Below are 19,979 nucleotides of genomic sequence, written 5' to 3' on the forward strand. Positions count from 1 at the left end.
TGCTATGAACACTCATTCATTGATTTAATTCTTTGATTACTCGCCAAACGGCAGAGTAATTTCGATTAACTCAACACCTGTGAGTGTCCACACAGATTTGCTTGATAAATTGTTAAAGAGCGTTGACCATCGCATTATCACAAGTGATTTCAGCGGGTCAGGGCTGCGTATTTTACGCATTCCCGTTTTTGCGTCAAGTAGTTTTTTAAACTTTCTTTTCGCCCATCAAGGACTGAATCACTTGATGAACTGGCACTTGCAACTGCGTATCGCTGTCTGCCGTGTCAGTGGATGCGCATTATAGGCAGCGGAACTTTTTGTGCAAGCGCTTTTTTGTATTTTTTCGATCTTTTTTCAATAGTTTCAGTTAGTCACAAAGTACCCACTAGTTACCCCCAACGTTATCCACAAAAGGCAATTTTACTGCTTTATTTGTGAACAAAGCATGACTTACCATAACTGGAAGGCTGGAGATTCAAATAAGCTTTATATAGATGCAGACAGATTCAATGATTTGTATCTGGCTTTGAGTAGGCATGAAAAAGGCGACTATTACAGTCGCCTTTTAGAATTAGGTGCACGTGTTGAATTAGCTTAGCTTAACTTACCGTGACACTGCTTATATTTACGGCCAGAGCCACAAGGACAAGGATCGTTACGGCCAACTTTATCGCCATCGCGGATCATTGGTGTGTGCGCCATCATCTCGTCGCTACCATCATCCCCACCAACTAAGGCTTCGGCTGCTGCGTGCTGGTAGTCGCGTTGGATCTTGGCATCTTCTTCACGACGACGAGCTTCCATTTCTTCAACATCAGATTGAGCTTGCACTTGAACTTTAGACAACACGCTAATCACGTCATGTTTCAGCGTATTCAGCAATTGTTGGAACAGTTCGAATGACTCACGCTTATACTCTTGCTTTGGATTCTTCTGCGCGTAACCACGTAAGTGGATGCCTTGGCGTAAATGATCCATTGCGGCTAAATGCTCTTTCCACAAGCCATCGAGGGTTTGTAGCATCACTGCTTTTTCGAATTGGCGCAGTACTGAGGCACCGACCATTTCTTCTTTGGCTTTATAAGCATCTGACCAAGAAGTGATAATACGCTCACGTAGGCTTTCTTCGTGTAAGTCGTCTTCTTTATCGAGCCATTCTTGGATTGGCAGTTTAAGCATAAACTCTTGGTTTAGGCGCTGCTCTAACCCAGGAACATCCCATAACTCTTCTACTGATTGTGGTGGAATGTACTGATCAATTACCGCACCAATTACATCGTCTTGGATGTTTTTAATCGTGTCTTCAATACTTTCCGCATCCATCAACTCATTACGCTGGGCGTAAACCACTTGGCGCTGATCGTTTGCCACGTCATCGAATTCAAGTAATTGCTTACGAATATCGAAGTTACGTGCTTCTACTTTACGTTGAGCATTTTCGATTGCACGGGAAACCCATGGATGTTCGATCGCTTCGCCTTCTTCCATGCCCAGCTTCTTCATCATGCCGGAGACGCGATCAGAAGCGAAGATACGCATTAAACTATCTTCCATCGACAGGTAGAAACGTGAAGAGCCCGCATCACCTTGACGGCCCGCACGACCACGTAGCTGGTTGTCGATACGACGTGATTCGTGGCGCTCGGTACCGAGAATGTGTAAACCACCCGCGGCAACGACTTCGTCATGACGCACCTGCCAATCAGCTTTGATCTTGGCTTTTTGCTCTGGGGTAGGATTTTCCAGCGCCTCGATTTCCATATTCCAGTTGCCACCAAGCACGATGTCGGTACCACGACCCGCCATGTTAGTGGCAATGGTTACGGCGCCAGTACGGCCAGCTTGGGCAACAATCTCGGCTTCTTTTTCATGGAACTTGGCGTTAAGCACTTGGTGCGGGATCTTTTCCTTCACCATTAAGCGCGCTAACAGTTCTGACTGTTCGATAGAAACGGTACCGACCAATACAGGTTGGCCACGCTCGCGGCAGTCTTTGATATCTTTAATAATCGCTTGATACTTTTCATTAGCGGTTAAGTAAACTAAATCCGCCATATCCTTACGGACCATTGGACGGTTGGTTGGCACCACAACGGTATCTAAACCATAGATGTGTTGAAACTCAAACGCCTCGGTATCGGCAGTACCTGTCATGCCCGCTAACTTCTCATATAAACGGAAGTAGTTTTGGAAGGTAATCGATGCCAGAGTTTGGTTTTCGTTTTGAATACGAACACCTTCTTTAGCTTCAACAGCTTGATGTAAACCTTCTGACCAACGACGACCTGGCATAGTTCGGCCAGTGTGTTCATCAACGATGATCACTTCACCATCTTGAACGATATAGTCCACATCACACTCAAATAAGGTATGAGCACGTAGTGCAGCGTTCACATGGTGCAGTAGCGAAATATTGGCTGCTGAGTAAAGTGAGTCGCCTTCAGCTAACATGCCACGTTCAATCAGCAGGTTTTCAACCTTCTCTTGACCGCGTTCAGTAAAGTGCACTTGTTTGGCTTTTTCATCAATGGTGTAGTCGCCTTCGCCCACATACTCTTCAGAGTCTTCTTTATCTTGACGGATAAGATTGGGGATAAGCGTGTTGATCTTGATGTATAGCTCAGAGCTGTCTTCCGCTGCACCAGAGATAATCAATGGCGTGCGGGCTTCGTCGATAAGGATTGAGTCGACTTCGTCGATCAGTGCATAGTGTAATGGACGTTGAACACGCTCTTGTGGTGAAAACGCCATGTTGTCGCGCAGATAATCGAAACCAAATTCATTGTTGGTACCGTAGGTAATATCGGCGTTATAGGCATCTTTTTTCGCCTGTTGGCTAAGGCCAGCAACGTTAATCCCAACAGTTAAACCTAAGAATTCGAACAGTGGACGGTTATTCTCAGCATCACGGCGTGCTAAGTAATCGTTGACGGTAATAACGTGAACGCCTTTGCCCGTTAAGGCATTTAAGTAAGCAGGCAGTGTTGCGGTTAAAGTTTTACCTTCACCCGTACGCATTTCAGCGATACGGTTACTATCAAGTACCATACCACCGAGTAACTGCACGTCGAAGTGACGCATTTCGAACACACGCTTAGATGCTTCACGCACGGTGGCAAACGCTTCCGCCATAATGCTATCTAATGAAGCGCCCGCAGCTAAACGCTCACGAAACTCTGCGGTTTTCGCTTTAAGCTGCTCATCGGTTAATTTTTCATAATCGGCTTCAAGCGCATTAATCTTATTAACTACTTTTTGTAACCCTTTAAGGGTACGGTCGTTGCGACTACCAAATACTTTTGTCAGTAATTTACCAAACATCTGAATCACTTATTTTCTGTAGGCCAAGTCCATGATGGAAACTAGAAGCCAATGTTTCAATTAACTTGCTTTGCGGTAGACAAACTTTTGTGGATCTATCTGCTGTCCGCCACGCAACACTTCATAATGCACATGAGCCCCTGTTGAGCGCCCAGTGCTTCCCATACTGGCGATGGTTTCGCCTTTAGCGACCACATCACCTACAGCTACTGACAAAGCTTTATTATGGCCATAGCGTGTACGTAAACCGTTACCATGGTCGATTTCGACCAATTCGCCATAACCAAACATATTCCCAGCCCAAGTCACCACGCCTGCTGCAGTCGCGACAACTTTAGCCCCTTCCCGACCGGTAAAATCGATCCCTTTGTGCATGGTTCGACGACCGTTAAAAGGGTCATTACGTAATCCGTAGGGCGACGATAACCAACCTTTATCGAGTGGGAGCCCTGATACATAACGTTCAGCATCTATATGGTGGTTAGATGACACTGTTTCAAGTAGTGATAGTTGAACATTATTGTTGTCAATTCGTGACGCCAGTTTATCCATATCTTCGATAAGCTGACTAATTTCGATATTTGAGCCTAATTCGCTTAAACCACCAACCCCAACTTCAGATGAGAAATCAAAGTCTTCATCCAATTTGTTTTGTTTTGCGACTTGTTGACCTAAGGCCTCGAGACGGGTGATTTTAGCTTGCATGCGCGCGACATGGGTCGCCAGCATGGCTAGCTGTGACTCTGTGGCACTTTTAAGCTCTAAGACTTGCTTCTTTTGTTGTTCGCGTTGGATTCGATCGTTATCAACACTGGCTTGCTGATTTTCAAACTTAGCAGAGTTGTGTTGATAAATACCGGCACCAGTAGCTAACAATAGCATGGGAAGGATCAACCAGCGTTTACTGGGTTGCCAGCGCGTAACGCCATTCCGACCTTGAATAAATACTGTTACACTCATAGCCTAATTCAGCCATCTTATTATCATATGAAAAAGCCCCCTCAGGATCTCAGCCAATTACTACACCAATCAGGCACATTACCCGACATAGCTGAGAAAGCGGAACTACTTTTATATCTGGATCAGCACGTGAAGCAGATTGTCGCAGGTCCTGTTGCGGAGCAGCTGAAAGTCGCTAATTTCCGCCAGGGTGTTCTTGTGGTTGAAACCACTTCGGCAGCATGGGCCGCACGAATTAATTTCCAAAAGCCGAAACTACTCGCGCAGCTTCAAGCAGAAACGCTCCCAATCCTTACCGCAATTGAAGTTAAAGTCAACCCGAGATTAGCATTGTATGACGCAAAGCCGAAACAAGCGCATAAGGCATTGAGTCCAGCCGCTGCAGAACATATTGCCGCACTTGCAGAAAATGTGAGCGGGACACTAGGCGAAAAACTAAAACGGCTGGCCACATTGGCCAGCCGTAATAAGTAAACATCAGACGCAATTAAGCGAAGACCGCGCCACCAGGTACAGCAAAGCTAACGGGGACATCGGCTTCTTTCTCAAAGCTCACTAACTCCCACGCATCTTGCTGCGCCAATAAGGCACGTACTAACTGGTTATTCAGAGCATGACCCGTTTTATAGGCAGTAAACTCACCAAGAATGGCGTGTCCTGCCACATAGAGATCACCAAACGCATCTAAAATTTTGTGCTTAACGAACTCATCCTCATAACGCAGGCCGTCGGGGTTGAGGACGCGATATTCATCAAGTACAACTGCGTTTTCCATGCTGCCACCTAATGCTAGGTTATTTGCACGCAGATACTCAATATCACGCATAAAACCAAAAGTACGAGCGCGGCTAATGTCTTTAACAAAAGCAGAAGTAGAGAAGTCCATCACCACATGCTGTTGACTACGGGCAATTTCAGGGTGAGCAAAGTCAATTTTGAAGTTGACTCTAAAGCCTTTGAATGGCTTCAGCTCGGCCCACTTATCACCGTCTTCAACACGCACAGGGCGTTTAATCTTTAAGTACTTCTTAGGTGCAGCCTGCTCTTTGATACCCGCAGACTGAAGTAAGAAGACAAATGGGCTCGCACTGCCATCCATAATTGGGATTTCAGGGGCGTCCACTTCGATTACGGCGTTATCAATGCCTAAACCCGCTAAGGCTGCAAATAAATGCTCAATAGTCGAAATACGAATACCTTCGTCATTGACAAGTGCCGTGCACATCGTGGTTTCGCGAACTTGTTCCGCCTTTGCTGGAATAGCAACGGCAGGACTCATATCGGTACGCACAAGTACGATCCCTGTATTGACTGGTGCGGGCATAATGCTCAAGGTGACTTTATTCCCAGAGTGCAAACCGACTCCGGTAGCTTTCACCATTTTTTGAACAGTTCTTTGAAATATCATTCAGTTACCCGTTTAGATTTCAATAATTAAGCCTAATATTTGCGCACACAGCGGCAGCAAAACGACCACATAGGTTCGACATAGTAACATAAGTTAGCTATGTCATACAAATGTCGTCATTGGGTGGTATTGCCGATAGAGCAATACATCACCCGATACGCTGGACTCAAATACCTGTTTTAATCAGCTTGCTTACGCAAAAACGCTGGGATATCTAAGTAATCCAATTCATGCTTTGTTGAAGGCGCTGGCGCAGGAGCAGGTGCTGGCGATGCAGGTAATACGTTACCCTTTGGCGCCGCATAGCTCACATGAGTTGCTTCTTCGACATAAGCTTCAACTTTTGGTTCCACAACCACAGGTTCTGGACGTGGTGCAGGCTTAGAAACCAATTGAATATCAGGACGCTTTTCAGCACCAATACCCGTTGCAACTACGGTTACGCGCAGTTCGTCGCTCATTTCTGGGTCGATAACCGCACCCACAACCACGGTAGCATTGTCAGAAGCATAAGCTTTAACATGGTTACCAACAGTTTCAAATTCTTCGATGCTCATGTCCATACCTGCAGTAATGTTAACTAACACACCACGGGCACCGGCTAAGTCGATGTCTTCTAATAATGGGCTGGCTACAGCAGCTTCAGCCGCTTCTTCTGCACGGTCTTCACCACGCGCAACACCAGTCCCCATCATGGCATTACCCATTTCAGACATAACGGTTTTCACGTCCGCAAAGTCGACGTTAATCAGACCTGGGCGAGTAATCAGCTCAGCAATACCTTGTACTGCGCCGAGTAACACGTTATTCGCTGCGGCAAACGCATCGAGTAATGACGTACCACGACCCAATACTTTTAATAATTTTTCGTTAGGGATAGTGATTAACGAATCCACGTGCTTAGCAAGCTCAGCGATACCTTGCTCGGCATAAGCCATGCGCTTTTTGCCTTCGAAAGGGAAAGGCTTAGTTACGACCGCAACCGTTAAGATGCCTTCTTCACGAGCGATTTGAGCAACAACTGGCGCAGCACCTGTACCAGTACCACCGCCCATACCGGCGGCGATAAAGATCATGTCTGAGCCTTTGATCGCTGCACGAATGTTTTCGCGGTCTTCTTCCGCTGCGGCGCGACCCACTTCGGGGTTGGCGCCAGCGCCAAGACCTTTAGTGACATCGCGACCTAATTGAATCGTTGAGCCAGCGCCAGATTTACGTAGCGCCTGTGCGTCTGTGTTGGTAACGACAAACTCAACACCTTCAATGTTGTGTTTGACCATATGTTCGACAGCGTTACCGCCGCCGCCGCCAACGCCGATGACTTTAATCACCGCGTCGTCTGAGTGAGTGTCCATGATCTCAAACATTGTCTGATCTCCGTGTTGCCTGCGTTATTAAAATTCACCCTTAAACCAGCTTTGGACCCGATTCCAAGCACTGGTAACCCCTTGACGCTCAGGACGCTCGAATTGACGCTCAAGCACCCGTCTTGCACCGTAGTGAAGCAATCCAACCCCAGTGGAGTAAATAGACTGATCCACGTATTCGTATAACCCTTTAACTGGCAATGGTGAGGCGACGCGAACAGGCATACCAAAGGTTGCCTCCGCAATGTCCACCACGCCTTGAATCGACGCCGTACCACCTGTTAACACGATACCTGCGGCGATTTGATCTTCTAAACCACTGTCTTTCAGCTCCTTGAGCACTAACTCAAACAGCTCTTGATATCTTGGCTCAACCACTTCGGCCAAAGTATGGCGCGACATGCTACGCGATGGGCGACCACCCACCGAAGGCACTTCGATACTGTCTTCGCGGCTCACCATGGAGCTGCGCGCACAGGCGAACTGCACTTTAATTTGTTCAGCGTGTGACGATGGCGTGCGGAAAATCTTCGCGATATCGTTGGTCACTTGGTTACCCGCAACGGGCACAACCGCGCAATGACGTAGCGCACCATTGGTGTACACAGCGATGTCCGTCGTGCCACCGCCGATATCGACGATACACACACCTAAGTCTTTTTCATCGAAGGTTAACACCGCATCCGCCGACGCAATGCCTGAGAACACTAAGTCATCAACCTTCAAACCACAGCGCTCAACACTCTTAGTGATGTTCTTCGCCATATCATTGGCGCAGGTCACTATGTGTACCTTGGCTTCCATCCGCATGCCTGACATGCCGATAGGGCTGCGAATGCCGTCTTGTACGTCAATTGCGTATTCCTGCGGTAACACATGCAGAATACGACGTTCTGTCGGGATTTTCACTGAGCGCGCAGTGTGGATCACGTTGTCAACGTCTTCCTGTGTCACTTCTTCATCGTTAATCGACACCATGCCATTTTCGTTTTGGCAGGCGATATGTTTACCGGAAATGCTTAGGTAAACCGATGATACTTGGCAATCTGCCATTAATTCCGCTTGATCGAGCGCGCGTTGCACACTGCGCACGATGGAGTCTAAATCGTTAACGCCACCTTTATCCATGCCCCTTGAAGGGTGGTTACCAAGGCCGACTATGCTGATTTCGCCATCGGGCAGAACTTCGCCTATGATCACTGCGACTTTAGAGGTTCCTATGTCCAATCCGACGATCAGATTTCTATCTTGGTTTTTGGTCATTAATTATCGGCTCTCTTGTTTGTGCATCGCCCCAGCCTACGGCCAACCCTGTGTCGTAGCGCAAATCCACTCTGGCAATCGGTTTATCTTGTTTCGCCAATAATGGGTAAACAGTGATAAACCTTTGTATCCTTGCCATTTTATCTTCTCGACCTAGGTCTAAAACAATACCGTTACCTAGTGTCGCGTGCCACGCATGACGTGGTGTTAAACTCAAATTGGCTAAGGTAAAGCCATTAATCTTCAGTAGCGAGTTAACCTGCGCGTAGGCGGTTAACACTTCGGTCCCCATATCATCTGGCCCAGATAAATAAGGCAGATGCTCTAACTCAGGGTGCGATGGCGCTTCAAACACTTCACCATGCACATTGAGCCAAGCGGTACCATTCCAATGGGCGACCGGTTGTTGCTCCTGTAAATACACCCTGAGTTTCGCAGGCCATTCACGTCTCACTGACGCACGATACACCCAAGGTAAAGCTTCTAATGCCTGTTGCACTAAGGTGATGTCAGCACTAAAAAAACTCCGCTGCATTAAATCCTGTAGTGCAATTTGTATATCCCTATCTGTGGTGTAAGTCCGCTCACCTTTAATGGCGACCGCTTCAATGGGCAAAGTGCTGGCATCATTTAAAAACTTATGTAGCAGGTAGCCGCCAAAAACAAAACTACCAATGACTAACCATAAAAAACCAATCCCACTCCACAAGTACCAATTAACCCGTGACATCCTCGCCCGCCAGTGTCGCCTCTTATCACTCCAAGACACGTTTGTTTCCACCCTTCAACGACACTACTAAAAACCACAGAAAACCGGCCATTATATAGCGCTAAAACCTCGGATCAACATTTCCTTTAAATCCAAGTTGTCACGCAATTCATCAAGGTTTTACCTCGGTTGTCACAGCCGTGCTAAAGCCTAATTCAGTGGCGGCTAACTGACGCGACAAGGCACCTATATTACCTGCACCTTGGGTCAACAATAAATCCCCTTCCTGCAACACATCGGGTAGCACTTCGGCTAACTGATCTGGGCTAGCAATAAAGATGGGGTCTAACTGCCCACGCAAACGAATCGAACGGCATAGAGCCCGACCATCGGCACCGGGGATCGGTGCTTCACCGGCACTATACACATCGAGCAATAGCAAGCAATCTACCTGAGATAACACTTCAATAAAGTCTTCGTACAGATCGCGGGTACGAGTGTATCTGTGTGGCTGATAAGCCATCACTAAACGTTTGTCAGGCCAGCCTGCACGCGCCGCTTTAATGGTCGCCGCCACTTCGCTGGGGTGGTGACCATAATCATCCACTAACATCACTTCGCCCTTTGGCGTCGCGAACTTGCCTAAGTGTTGGAAACGACGACCAATACCCTGGAATTCAGCCAAGGCTTGAATGATGGCGCTATCATCAATTTCATCTTCTGTCGCCACGGCAATCGCTGCCAGTGCATTTAATACATTGTGCTGACCCGGCAGATTAAGCAGCAGATCTAAATCTTCTTTGCCTTTACGTCTGACGGTAAAGCGACATTGGTGACCCTGCTGATGGAAATTCAGCGCCTGCACGTCGGCATCATCACTGAAGCCATAGGTGATCATATGACGACCTATACGCGGCATAATCTCACGTACGACTGGATCATCAATACAGACGACAGCCACGCCATAGAATGGCAGGTTATGCAAAAAGTCGACGAAGGTCGATTTGAGCTTTTCAAAATCACCACCGTAGGTATCCATATGATCGGCTTCGATATTCGTCACTACGCTGACCATAGGTTGCAGATGCAGGAAGCTCGCATCACTTTCGTCTGCTTCGGCAATCAGATAACGACTCGTGCCTAAGCGGGCATTGGTGCCAGCGCTGTTAAGTAAACCACCGATAACAAAAGTTGGATCGCGCCCCGCTTGACCATACAAACTGGCAATCAAACTGGTGGTCGTGGTTTTACCGTGAGTTCCTGCAATCGCTACACCATGGCGATAACGCATCAACTCAGCCAACATTTCAGCGCGGCGCACGATAGGAATACGCAATTCCTTCGCCGCAATAATCTCTGGATTCTCAGAATTAATCGCGGTCGAGACCACCACCACATCGGCTTGCTGCACGTTATCGGCGCCATGGCCGATATGAATTTTCGCGCCCAGCAGGCAGAGTCTGTCAGTCACGGCGTTTTGCGCGATGTCAGAACCACTGACAACATACCCTTCGTTTACTAATACTTCAGCGATCCCGCCCATGCCCGCGCCGCCAATGCCGACGAAATGAATACGCTTAATCCGGCGCATTTCTGGGATCATACTTCTTAGCTGTAAGTATCTTTCTGTCTTAGTCATACCTATCCTTTCTCGGCGAGAGCGATACACACTTGGGCCACCTGTTCGGTTGCATCCAGTACGGCAACATCTCTCGCTCTTTGGCCCATTTGGGCTAATTCTGCTCTGTCATTGGCGAGTAACTGTAATTTACTCACCAGCTTATTCACGTCCAAGATGGCCTGTGGCAATAGGAAAGCGGCGCCAGCCTCAACCAATACTTGAGCGTTACGGGTTTGGTGATCATCCACTGCATGGGGATAAGGCACCAGAATACTCGGAAGTCCCACCGCCGCTAACTCGGATACCGTCAGCGCGCCAGCGCGGCACAATACCACATCTGCCCAGCGATAAGCGGCTTCCATGTCATCAATAAATTCGGCAACGTTAACGCCGCCCTCTTGTCCTTGCTGTTGATAAGCCGACTTGACTCCTGTCAGATTATCCTTACCCACTTGATGCCAAACCGTAATCGACTGCTGTTTACTGAGCGCAGCCACGACTTCAGGCATTAAGTCGTTAAAGACTTTGGCGCCTAAGCTGCCGCCTACCACCAAGACTTTTAAGGCATCATCCGCGGCTTGCTTAGGCTCGGCACCTAAGGCAATTAACTCGCGACGGATGGGGTTACCCACCACCTTTGCCTTAACTTGAGTGAAGGTATTTTTAAAGGCGCATAATACTTGGCTAGCAATCCGCGAGAGTAATTTATTGGTCATTCCCGGAATGGCATTTTGCTCATGCAACACTAAAGGCACGCCCGCTAATTTCGCGGCCACACCACCAGGGCCACTGGCAAAACCGCCCATCCCTAGCACCACATCGGGTTTAAATTCGGCAATCACTGCCTTGGCTTGCAGAATCGAGCGCACCACTTTAAAAGGCGCCGCCAATTTACGCACTAAGCCATTGCCACGCACGCCCTTAATGTCGATAAAATCGATGTCGAAGCCATACTGAGGCACTAAACGCGCCTCCATGCGGTCGGCGGTGCCTAACCAACGCACTTGCCAACCTTGCTGCGCTAAATATTTTGCCACCGCGAGCGCCGGGAACACATGTCCACCCGTGCCGCCTGCCATGACTAAAATACGTTTACCCGCGTCGGTCATTACTTCAATCTCCCTTGCACGGCCTGAACTAAACTCATGCGCCGCTCATAATCGATGCGTAGCAATGTCATTGCCGCCGCCGTCATGACCCATAAACTACTACCGCCATAACTCACAAAGGGCAGTGTTAACCCTTTAGTAGGTAACATACCAATGCTTGCACCCACATTAACGACGGTCTGAAAACAGATCCAAATCCCAATGGCATAGGCCAGATAACCTTCGAAGGCTTTATCCATCACCAGGCATAAATTGCCGAGGCGAATGGCCCTTAATGCCACAAACAGCAACACGGATAGCACCGCGATAATGCCGATAAACCCTAACTCTTCACCAATCACGGCAAAGATAAAGTCGGTATGCGCCTCGGGGAGGTACTCCAACTTTTGAATACTGTTGCCAAGGCCCTGGCCGAACCAATCACCCCGGCCGTAGGCCATCAGCGATTGGGTTAACTGGTAGCCACTACCAAACGGATCTTGCCAAGGGTCTAAAAACGATGTCACCCGGCGCATACGATAAGGCTCGAGCAGTACCAGCGCGACGAAAGCTAAAATGCCAGCAAAGATCAGCGCGAAAAAGTCCAGCAACCGAGCACCCGCGAGAAACAACAGTCCAACAGTGCCGACGAACAACACCACCACAGTGCCTAAGTCGGGCTGCATCAAAATCAAAATCGCGTAAATCGCAAATACCGCAATCGGCTTATAGAAGCCCTTAGCATTTTCACGCACTTCCTGATGACGACGCACCAGATAGCCCGCCATGTACACAGAAAACGCAAACTTAGCGACCTCGGCCACTTGAATACGGATTGGGCCGATTGATAACCAACGGGTCGCGCCGTTTACGGTAGTTCCCACAACCAGTACTGCCAGTAACATCAAAAATACAACCAGCAGCATGATAGGGCTCATCCGCTGCCAAGTTTGCATTTCAACCCTCAGCACAAATGCGGCAATCACTAAACATCCCAACAGATAACCCACATGGCGAGTCATAAAATGGAATGGGTTACCCGTCAGTGTTTGTGCCTCGGGCATAGAGGCCGACATCACCATTACAAAACCAAAGCCAATCAAAGACAAAACAGCAGTGAGCAAAGCCCGATCGTACAATTGTGCGCCCGGGACTTCGGTATCTCGTTGCCAGTTAGGCAGTGCATTCAGCACTCGCCCAAACAGGCTGAGCTGTCTTGCATCACTCGCCATCGAGTCGCTCCACTTGGCTTCTAAAATCATCACCACGGGCCATAAAGTTGCTGTACATATCCAGACTTGCACAGGCGGGCGACAACAACACAATATCACCCGAAGTCGCTAATTGAGCGGCCTTAGCAACAGCGGCAGCCATTGAATCAACCTTAATAGCGCCTTCTTTCAGCGCGGCAATCTTATTGCCATCTCTACCTAAGGTAATGAGGTGAGTCACTTTTGTTAACGGCTCGGCCAGTGGACTGAAATCCGCACCTTTACCATCGCCGCCAGCAATCAAAATAATGTCGCCGAGGTGATCGCTTAAACCATCAAGGGCCGCAACAGTAGCCCCCACATTGGTTGCTTTAGAGTCATTCACATAAGTCACACCACCTTTGACCCCTACCACTTCGCAACGGTGAGAAAGGCCAGTAAAGGTGCGAGCGACTTTGGCCATCACTTGCTTATCCACACCCACCGCGTAGACCAGCGCCATTGCAGCAAGTAGGTTGGCATGGTTATGGCTACCAATCAGCGACACTTCGGTGATTGGCATGATTTCACTGTGGCCGTGATAAATCTTGCTGTCGCAAATGCCCCACTCGTCGCCTTCAGGCGGCGCTAAACCAAAGCTGTTTTGGTTCATGGGTTCAGTTGGGATAGTCAGCGCATCATCACGGTTAAAAATGATGGAACGGCTTTGATGATACAAACGTAGTTTGGCCTTCCGATAGGCATCCATATCGCTGTACCTGTCCATATGATCTTCCGTCACGTTTAAACAGGTTGAGGCCACACAATTCAAGCTATGGGTGGTTTCCAGCTGGAAACTCGATAACTCAAGCACAAAAATATCCGCATTCTCTTGCAGCAAATCCAGCGCCGGAGTACCAATATTGCCGCCCACGGCAACAGCAATGCCTGCTTCACGCAGCATTTCACCCACTAAGGTGGTGACTGTCGTTTTGCCATTTGAGCCCGTAATCCCAATCACGCATGGTTTACGGTCGGCAATTTCACGGGCAAATAACTCAACATCACCAATGACTTCAATCCCCATATCCAGTGCCGCGCGCACTTCGGGAGTATCAATCGCAATGCCTGGGCTGATAATGATTTGCGTTGCTTGCACTAAGTAACGGCAATCAAATCCGCCAGCAATTAATTGCACCTCAGGGAATGAGCTTGCCAGTGTTTCGGCACCGGGGGGCTGGCGACGGCTATCCATCACCAACGGCGTAATGCCTTTTCCACACAAATAGCGCACTACCGAGAGCCCTGTGGCACCCAAACCTAATACTATGTGTGAATAATGACTTTGCATGAATGATTACCTTAACTTCAACGTGGCTAAGCCGAGCAACACTAAGAAAATAGAGATAATCCAAAAGCGGACAATCACGCGTGGTTCAGGCCAACCTTTTAACTCGTAGTGGTGATGGATAGGCGCCATGCGGAATATCCGTTGACCGCGTAATTTGTAAGAACCGACCTGCAATATCACTGACACGGTTTCCATGACAAACACCCCGCCCATGATCACTAACAGGATTTCTTGGCGAACTAATACCGCAATCGCACCTAATGCAGCCCCTAAAGAAAGAGAGCCCACATCGCCCATAAAGACCTGTGCTGGATAAGTGTTAAACCACAAAAAGCCTAAGCCTGCACCCACAATCGCGGTGCAAACGATCACCAGCTCACCAGAGCCAGGTAAATGCGGAATATGCAGGTAATTGGCAAACTGAGCATGGCCAGACAGATAAGCTATCAGCGCGAATGCTGCGGCCACCATCACAGTTGGCATAATCGCCAAACCATCGAGACCGTCGGTTAAGTTCACCGCGTTGCTTGAACCCACGATAGTAAAGTAGGCCAATACGATAAACACAGCGCCAAGCTGTGGCATCACGTCCTTAAAGAAAGGTACGACTAATTGCGTTTCGCCAGGATTAGCGGCTGTAGTGTAAAGAAAAAAGGCAATAATTAACGCTGCTAAAGATTGCAGAATATACTTCCAGCGCGCAATTAATCCCTTAGTATCTTTACGTACCACTTTGCGGTAATCATCAATAAAACCGATCATGCCGAAGCTGCCCAATACAAACAGCATCACCCACACATAACGGCTACCAAGATCGCCCCACAACAGCACACTGATAAAGATGGCCGCAAGGATCAGTAAACCACCCATAGTGGGCGTTCCGCGCTTACTGAAATGCGACTCAGGCCCATCATTACGCACCACTTGACCAATTTGCATCAACTGTAAGCGCTCGATAAGTTTAGGACCCCACCATAAACTAAATACTAATGCGGTTAACAAGCCCAAAATGGCTCGAAACGTCACATAGGAAAATACGTTAAACCCAGTGTGAAAACGGGTTAAATACTCGGCCAGATACACCAGCATCTACACTAACTCCCCACGCCCGAAGGCTACTGTTAGGCCATCCACGACCCGCTCCATTGCGGCACTTCGTGAACCTTTAACTAAAACCGTCACCTGTCCCGGCAACTGGTTGATGTGTTTTATGAGTTTTTCTACTAACGTCGCCACGCTGTCATGGTGCTCCGCCCCGAAAGCTTGGCTAGTATGCTGAGTCAAGGTGCCAGTACAGAACAGGGCATCGATCCCCTGTTGCTTTGCCAGTTGTCCCAGTTCAGCGTGTAAAAGGGGCGCATTGTCGCCTAATTCGCCCAAATCTCCCAGTACCAAACAACGATTTTCAGAAATTTCCTTTAACCAAGCGATAGCCGCCCCCACGGATACAGGGTTAGCGTTATAGCTATCATCGATTAAACGGACTCGGCCTAATTGAGTCGGCTGCATACGTCCCTTCACAGGGATCAGTTTGCTTAAGCCTTCGGCGATCTCTTTTAGAGTTAATCCTAATGCGATACAAACACTTGCAGCAGCTAAGGCGTTGCTGACTTGATGACGTCCCGCTAAAGGTAAGGTCACTTCGCAGGACTCACCCGCATAATTAAGAATAAAGCGGTAACAACCATCGCTATTGGCTTTATGGCCAGTGGCAATCACATCGATTTGGCGTTTCGCCGCGCCTTCCTGCTGGGAGAAGCTCAATTGCTTATAATGCTTGGCTTTAACACGCATCACATCAGCAAAGGCGTCGTCGGCATTAATAATCGCAGTGCCGCCTTGTTGTAGATGGTTATAGATTTCCGATTTCGCCTGGGCAACGCCGGCCTGTGAACCAAATCCTTCTAAGTGGGCACTGCCGACGTTATTGACTAACGCTACATGCGGACGGACCAAAGCAGAGGTGTAATCAATCTCGCCTTTATGGTTAGCCCCTAACTCAAATACCCCATACTTATCTTCGGGCGTTAAGCGCAGTAGGGTTAAAGGTACGCCGATTTCATTATTAAAATTACCCGCGGTGTAAAGTACTTGATGCTTAGCCGACAAAATAGTGGCAATCATCTCTTTCACGCTGGTTTTGCCGTTAGAGCCAGTTAATGCCACACAAATAGGATTCACTTGGTCGCGGACATAGGCGCCAATCGCGCCCATGGCCTTTTGGCAATCGGCAACAATTAGCTGCGGAATATCAAAGGCCAATTCACGTTCAACCAGTAATGCAATGGCGCCATTTTCAATTGCCGTGGCCGCAAAATCATGGCCATCAAACCGCTCACCCTTTAAGGCGACGAAAAGGGTCGCGGGGCCGATTTTACGGCTATCGCTGCTTAATGCTTGGATAGTGACATCGTCACCGACTCGATGCGCACCTAAGTGTTGACTCAGTGCCCCGAGGGAAATTGGGATCATTAGCGTTGCTCCGATAACTGACGTGCCAGAGCGCGTTCATCATAGTCATGACGCACACCTGCCGCCTCTTGGTAAGTTTCATGGCCTTTGCCCGCAAGCAAAATCACATCTCCAGATTTAGCCTGTGCCACGACTTGTTTAATCGCAGCAACACGGTCAACCTCGGTCAGCGCTCGCTCTGGGTGAGTCAGCCCTTGGATAATATCGGTAATAATTTGGTTAGGATCTTCGCTGCGGGCATTATCGCTAGTCACCATAATGCGATCGGCAAATTGCTCCGCCGCACGTCCCATTAATGGCCGCTTACCCTTATCACGGTCGCCACCACAGCCAAACACGCACCAAAGCTCCCCTGCACAGTGACGACGCAGGGCATTAAGTGCCTGTTCAATCGCATCGGGGGTGTGGGCATAATCGACGACTAAGGTGATGTTGTCCGCGGTGGTAAAACGTTCCATACGGCCAGCAACGGGCACTAAGTAAGGCACTTTGGCAGCTAATGCACGCATATCCATTCCCTGTAAATACAGGGCGGATAGTGCAGCGAGTAAATTCGAGAGGTTAAAGGCGCCTAATAACGGGGAACGAATATCGATTTCGCCCTCGGGCCAGACTAAGGTTGCCTGCACGCCTTGGTCATTGAATTGGGCATTCTTAGTGTAAAACGTCGCATCGGTATGCGCTTCAATGCTAAAGCCCCACATTTTCGCAGGGACGTTTGCCAGCTCGGATAACCAAGCGATGCCCACGGGATCATCGAGATTCAGTAGGCCGTGGCGCAGAGAGTCGAAGCGAAACAGCATTTGCTTGGCCGCGGCATAGTTTTCCATATCACCGTGGTAGTCCAAGTGATCACGGGTCAGGTTAGTAAATACCGCGACATCGAAGGGCACTGCATCGACTCGCCCTTGGACTAAACCATGGCTCGAAACTTCCATCGCACAGGTATTTACACCTTTATCTGCAAATTCATTAAGTTGGCGCATTAAAGTAATGGCATCGGCGGTCGTATTACCGCTATCGACTAACTCGCCCCACAGGCCATTACCGAGCGTGCCCATCACCGCCGCTTTACCCTCAAGTAGCGTCACTAATTGCGCGCACAATTGGCTTGTCGAAGTTTTGCCATTAGTCCCTGTAATACCCACAATGGCCATAGCTTGACCTTGAACAACGGGATAACGCACCGCAGCCACCGCTGAAACGTGCTTCGCTAACTCATAGAAATAAATCTGTACGCCTTGCTCAGCCGCAATAACTTTGCCCTGCTCTTGGGGATTATCCGTATGCACTAACACTGCAGCCGCACCTTGGGCTAAGGCCTTATCGATAAACTGACGACCATCGACCTTGTGTCCTGGCAGCGCTAAAAACACATCGCCGCGACGTATTGCGCGGCTATCTAGAGTCAAATCTTGGAAGGTTTGTTCACCCGCGTAGGGGAACCAAGGGGCGAGTAGATCCCTTAATAACATTATTCAGTTCTCCCGGCGAGACCCGCCAATTGCACCTGTTCTTTATCGGAAATGGGTTCAACATTTAACATTTGCAGTGCGCCTGACATCACCTTAGCGAAAGCAGGCCCTGCCACTGAACCACCATAATAGAGATCGCCCTTAGGTTCATTGACCACAACGACGATAGCGAGTTTGGGATTATTCACCGGCGCAACGCCTGCAAATAACGCAACATAATCATCACCATAACCACCGGCTACCGCCTTACGGCTGGTGCCTGACTTACCTGCGACGGGATAACCATCGATATGCGCAAGCGTACCTGTACCACCTTTTTCGGTGACACCCACCATCATTTGCAGCACGTCTCTGGCTACTTCTTCTGAAATCACCCGTTCACCTTCGGGCGGCTTTTTAAGTTTTAAAATCGATACTGGATATAAAGTGCCGCCATTGCCTAAAGTCGCGTACATCCGCGCTAACTGCAGCGTCGTCGCGGTTAAGCCGTAACCAAAGGATAAAGTGGCACGCTCAAAGTCAGACCAACGGTGGCGATCTTGGATAAGGCCTGCGCTTTCTCCCGTTAAGTTAATCCCTGAAAAACTACCTAATCCCATGGATTGATAAGTGCCGAGTAACTGCTGTACAGGTATCGACAGTGCTAATTTACTAATGCCCACGTTACTGGATTTGGCCAAAATACGCGCTAGCGTCATATCACCGTAGTTAGATGCATCACGCACTTGGCGTCCACCTAAACGCATCCAACCTGGAGAGGTTGGGATCACATCGGTGGATTTAACGGTGCCCGCTTCTAACGCCGCCGCAACCACAAAGGGTTTAATGGTCGAGCCGGGCTCGAAGGTGTCCGTCATCGCGCGGTTACGCATTCTGAAGGTTTGAAAATTATCACGGGAATTAGGGTTGAAGGAGGGCGTATTCGCCATCGCTAACACTTCACCTGTGTGGATATCGAGTACCACAATCGATCCTGATGTCGCTTGGTTCATTTCTGTGGTGCGCTTTAACTCTCGATAGGCAAGCTGCTGGATCCTATGGTCGATACTCAGGACAAGATCATTTGGGCTTTCGCCTTCTTGGACGATATCGAGGCGCTCAACCACATGACCATCACGTGACTTACGCACTTTTTGTTTGGATGGCGTACCAGTAAGCCAACTGTTATAGGCATTTTCAACGCCTTCAATACCCACATCATCGATATTAGTGATACCGATAAGCTGGGCAGTTATCTCACCACCGGGATAGTAACGGCGAGACTCAGACTTTAAAAATACCCCAGGCAATTTAAGCTGAGTGATGTAGTCAGCCACTGCGGGAGTCACTTGACGCTTAAGGTAGGTAAAACGTTTGGTTGGATTGCTACGGACTTTATCGAGTACGTCTTCAACGGGTTCGTGTAACACGTCAGCCAGTGCTTGCCAACGGCGCATATCTGTAAAGCCATTGCTATCGTTAACTTGCTTTGGATCTGCCCACACTGCACGCACTGGCACACTCACCGCCAGCATATCCCCATTGCGATCAGTAATTAAGCCACGCTGTACCTCACGACTGGTAGTACGTAAAGTACGCATATCGCTCTCATGGCGAAGCTTATCAGGCTCAATAATTTGGATATAAGCAGCACGACCCACCAGGCTTGAAAACATCGCAAATACAAAACCAACCACGACGTATAACCGCCAATGGATCAGTTGTGGCTTTTGCTTTTTGCTTGCCTGTTTGGTTTTTGCTTGCCTAATCATATC

15 protein-coding genes are annotated in these 19,979 nt (G+C 48.7%); 1 reads left to right on the forward strand and 14 read right to left on the reverse strand.

Annotated elements, in window-relative coordinates:
* Positions 1 to 594: 594 nt before the first annotated feature.
* Together secA and HG547_RS19055 are read right to left on the reverse strand one after the other, a co-directional pair.
* Positions 595 to 3,321: a preprotein translocase subunit SecA gene (gene secA / locus HG547_RS19050; protein WP_169548733.1), complete on the reverse strand. Its 2,727-nt coding sequence runs from the start codon at positions 3,319 to 3,321 to the stop codon at positions 595 to 597.
* 60 nt (positions 3,322 to 3,381) lie between these two features.
* Positions 3,382 to 4,281 carry a M23 family metallopeptidase gene (locus HG547_RS19055; RefSeq protein ID WP_037428847.1) on the reverse strand — a complete coding sequence of 300 codons (900 nt, stop codon included), beginning with the start codon at positions 4,279 to 4,281 and terminating at the stop codon, positions 3,382 to 3,384.
* 27 nt (positions 4,282 to 4,308) lie between these two features.
* Between HG547_RS19055 and HG547_RS19060 the strand changes: the two genes are divergently transcribed.
* On the forward strand, positions 4,309 to 4,755 hold the full coding sequence (locus HG547_RS19060; RefSeq protein ID WP_037422811.1) for a DciA family protein: 447 nt from the start codon (positions 4,309 to 4,311) through the stop codon (positions 4,753 to 4,755).
* A gap of 13 nt (positions 4,756 to 4,768) precedes the next feature.
* Here HG547_RS19060 and lpxC read toward each other — a convergent pair whose 3' ends face one another.
* The 12 genes from lpxC to HG547_RS19120 form a co-directional block, all read right to left on the reverse strand.
* A complete protein-coding gene (lpxC, locus tag HG547_RS19065; RefSeq protein ID WP_169548734.1) occupies positions 4,769 to 5,689 on the reverse strand; it encodes a UDP-3-O-acyl-N-acetylglucosamine deacetylase in 921 nt (306 codons plus the stop codon).
* Positions 5,690 to 5,868: 179 nt separating this feature from the next.
* Positions 5,869 to 7,056 carry a cell division protein FtsZ gene (gene ftsZ, locus HG547_RS19070; RefSeq protein WP_011624294.1) on the reverse strand — a complete coding sequence of 396 codons (1,188 nt, stop codon included), beginning with the start codon at positions 7,054 to 7,056 and terminating at the stop codon, positions 5,869 to 5,871.
* Between the two features lie 27 nt (positions 7,057 to 7,083).
* Entirely contained in the window at positions 7,084 to 8,319 is a 1,236-nt protein-coding gene (gene ftsA, locus HG547_RS19075; protein WP_011073897.1) for a cell division protein FtsA, read from the reverse strand.
* Positions 8,300 to 9,049: a cell division protein FtsQ/DivIB gene (locus HG547_RS19080; RefSeq protein ID WP_037428855.1), complete on the reverse strand. Its 750-nt coding sequence runs from the start codon at positions 9,047 to 9,049 to the stop codon at positions 8,300 to 8,302. Before HG547_RS19080 ends, ftsA begins: the two co-directional genes overlap by 20 nt.
* 151 nt (positions 9,050 to 9,200) lie before the next feature.
* Entirely contained in the window at positions 9,201 to 10,667 is a 1,467-nt protein-coding gene (gene murC / locus HG547_RS19085; protein ID WP_169548735.1) for a UDP-N-acetylmuramate--L-alanine ligase, read from the reverse strand.
* Positions 10,668 to 10,669: 2 nt separating this feature from the next.
* Positions 10,670 to 11,758 (reverse strand): undecaprenyldiphospho-muramoylpentapeptide beta-N-acetylglucosaminyltransferase, encoded by a 1,089-nt coding sequence (gene murG / locus HG547_RS19090; protein WP_037422824.1) that lies wholly within the window; start codon positions 11,756 to 11,758, stop codon positions 10,670 to 10,672.
* On the reverse strand, positions 11,758 to 12,969 hold the full coding sequence (ftsW, locus tag HG547_RS19095) for a cell division protein FtsW (RefSeq protein WP_037422827.1): 1,212 nt from the start codon (positions 12,967 to 12,969) through the stop codon (positions 11,758 to 11,760). Before ftsW ends, murG begins: the two co-directional genes overlap by 1 nt.
* Complete coding sequence (gene murD, locus HG547_RS19100; protein WP_144346569.1) at positions 12,959 to 14,278, reverse strand: UDP-N-acetylmuramoyl-L-alanine--D-glutamate ligase; 1,320 nt, start codon at positions 14,276 to 14,278, stop codon at positions 12,959 to 12,961. Before murD ends, ftsW begins: the two co-directional genes overlap by 11 nt.
* Positions 14,279 to 14,284: 6 nt before the next feature.
* Entirely contained in the window at positions 14,285 to 15,367 is a 1,083-nt protein-coding gene (mraY, locus tag HG547_RS19105; protein ID WP_047536141.1) for a phospho-N-acetylmuramoyl-pentapeptide-transferase, read from the reverse strand.
* Positions 15,368 to 16,750: a UDP-N-acetylmuramoyl-tripeptide--D-alanyl-D-alanine ligase gene (murF, locus tag HG547_RS19110; RefSeq protein WP_169548736.1), complete on the reverse strand. Its 1,383-nt coding sequence runs from the start codon at positions 16,748 to 16,750 to the stop codon at positions 15,368 to 15,370.
* A complete protein-coding gene (murE, locus tag HG547_RS19115) occupies positions 16,750 to 18,228 on the reverse strand; it encodes a UDP-N-acetylmuramoyl-L-alanyl-D-glutamate--2,6-diaminopimelate ligase (RefSeq protein ID WP_169548752.1) in 1,479 nt (492 codons plus the stop codon). The genes murF and murE overlap by 1 nt, the downstream gene beginning before the upstream one ends.
* A complete protein-coding gene (locus HG547_RS19120) occupies positions 18,225 to 19,976 on the reverse strand; it encodes a penicillin-binding transpeptidase domain-containing protein (RefSeq protein WP_037422838.1) in 1,752 nt (583 codons plus the stop codon). Before HG547_RS19120 ends, murE begins: the two co-directional genes overlap by 4 nt.
* Positions 19,977 to 19,979: the final 3 nt, after the last annotated feature.

The organism is Shewanella sp. DNRA4, assembly GCF_012843185.1.
GTDB lineage: Bacteria > Pseudomonadota > Gammaproteobacteria > Enterobacterales > Shewanellaceae > Shewanella > Shewanella xiamenensis.

Excerpts from the sequence above, each read along its gene's own strand:
- secA (WP_169548733.1), bottom strand. The coding sequence starts at position 3,321 with ATGTTTGGTAAATTACTGACAAAAGTATTTGGTAGTCGCAACGACCGT.
- HG547_RS19055 (WP_037428847.1), bottom strand. The coding sequence starts at position 4,281 with ATGAGTGTAACAGTATTTATTCAAGGTCGGAATGGCGTTACGCGCTGG.
- HG547_RS19060 (WP_037422811.1), top strand. The coding sequence starts at position 4,309 with ATGAAAAAGCCCCCTCAGGATCTCAGCCAATTACTACACCAATCAGGC.
- lpxC (WP_169548734.1), bottom strand. The coding sequence starts at position 5,689 with ATGATATTTCAAAGAACTGTTCAAAAAATGGTGAAAGCTACCGGAGTC.
- ftsZ (WP_011624294.1), bottom strand. The coding sequence starts at position 7,056 with ATGTTTGAGATCATGGACACTCACTCAGACGACGCGGTGATTAAAGTC.
- ftsA (WP_011073897.1), bottom strand. The coding sequence starts at position 8,319 with ATGACCAAAAACCAAGATAGAAATCTGATCGTCGGATTGGACATAGGA.
- HG547_RS19080 (WP_037428855.1), bottom strand. The coding sequence starts at position 9,049 with ATGTCACGGGTTAATTGGTACTTGTGGAGTGGGATTGGTTTTTTATGG.
- murC (WP_169548735.1), bottom strand. The coding sequence starts at position 10,667 with ATGACTAAGACAGAAAGATACTTACAGCTAAGAAGTATGATCCCAGAA.
- murG (WP_037422824.1), bottom strand. The coding sequence starts at position 11,758 with ATGACCGACGCGGGTAAACGTATTTTAGTCATGGCAGGCGGCACGGGT.
- ftsW (WP_037422827.1), bottom strand. The coding sequence starts at position 12,969 with ATGGCGAGTGATGCAAGACAGCTCAGCCTGTTTGGGCGAGTGCTGAAT.
- murD (WP_144346569.1), bottom strand. The coding sequence starts at position 14,278 with ATGCAAAGTCATTATTCACACATAGTATTAGGTTTGGGTGCCACAGGG.
- mraY (WP_047536141.1), bottom strand. The coding sequence starts at position 15,367 with ATGCTGGTGTATCTGGCCGAGTATTTAACCCGTTTTCACACTGGGTTT.
- murF (WP_169548736.1), bottom strand. The coding sequence starts at position 16,750 with ATGATCCCAATTTCCCTCGGGGCACTGAGTCAACACTTAGGTGCGCAT.
- HG547_RS19120 (WP_037422838.1), bottom strand. The coding sequence starts at position 19,976 with ATGATTAGGCAAGCAAAAACCAAACAGGCAAGCAAAAAGCAAAAGCCA.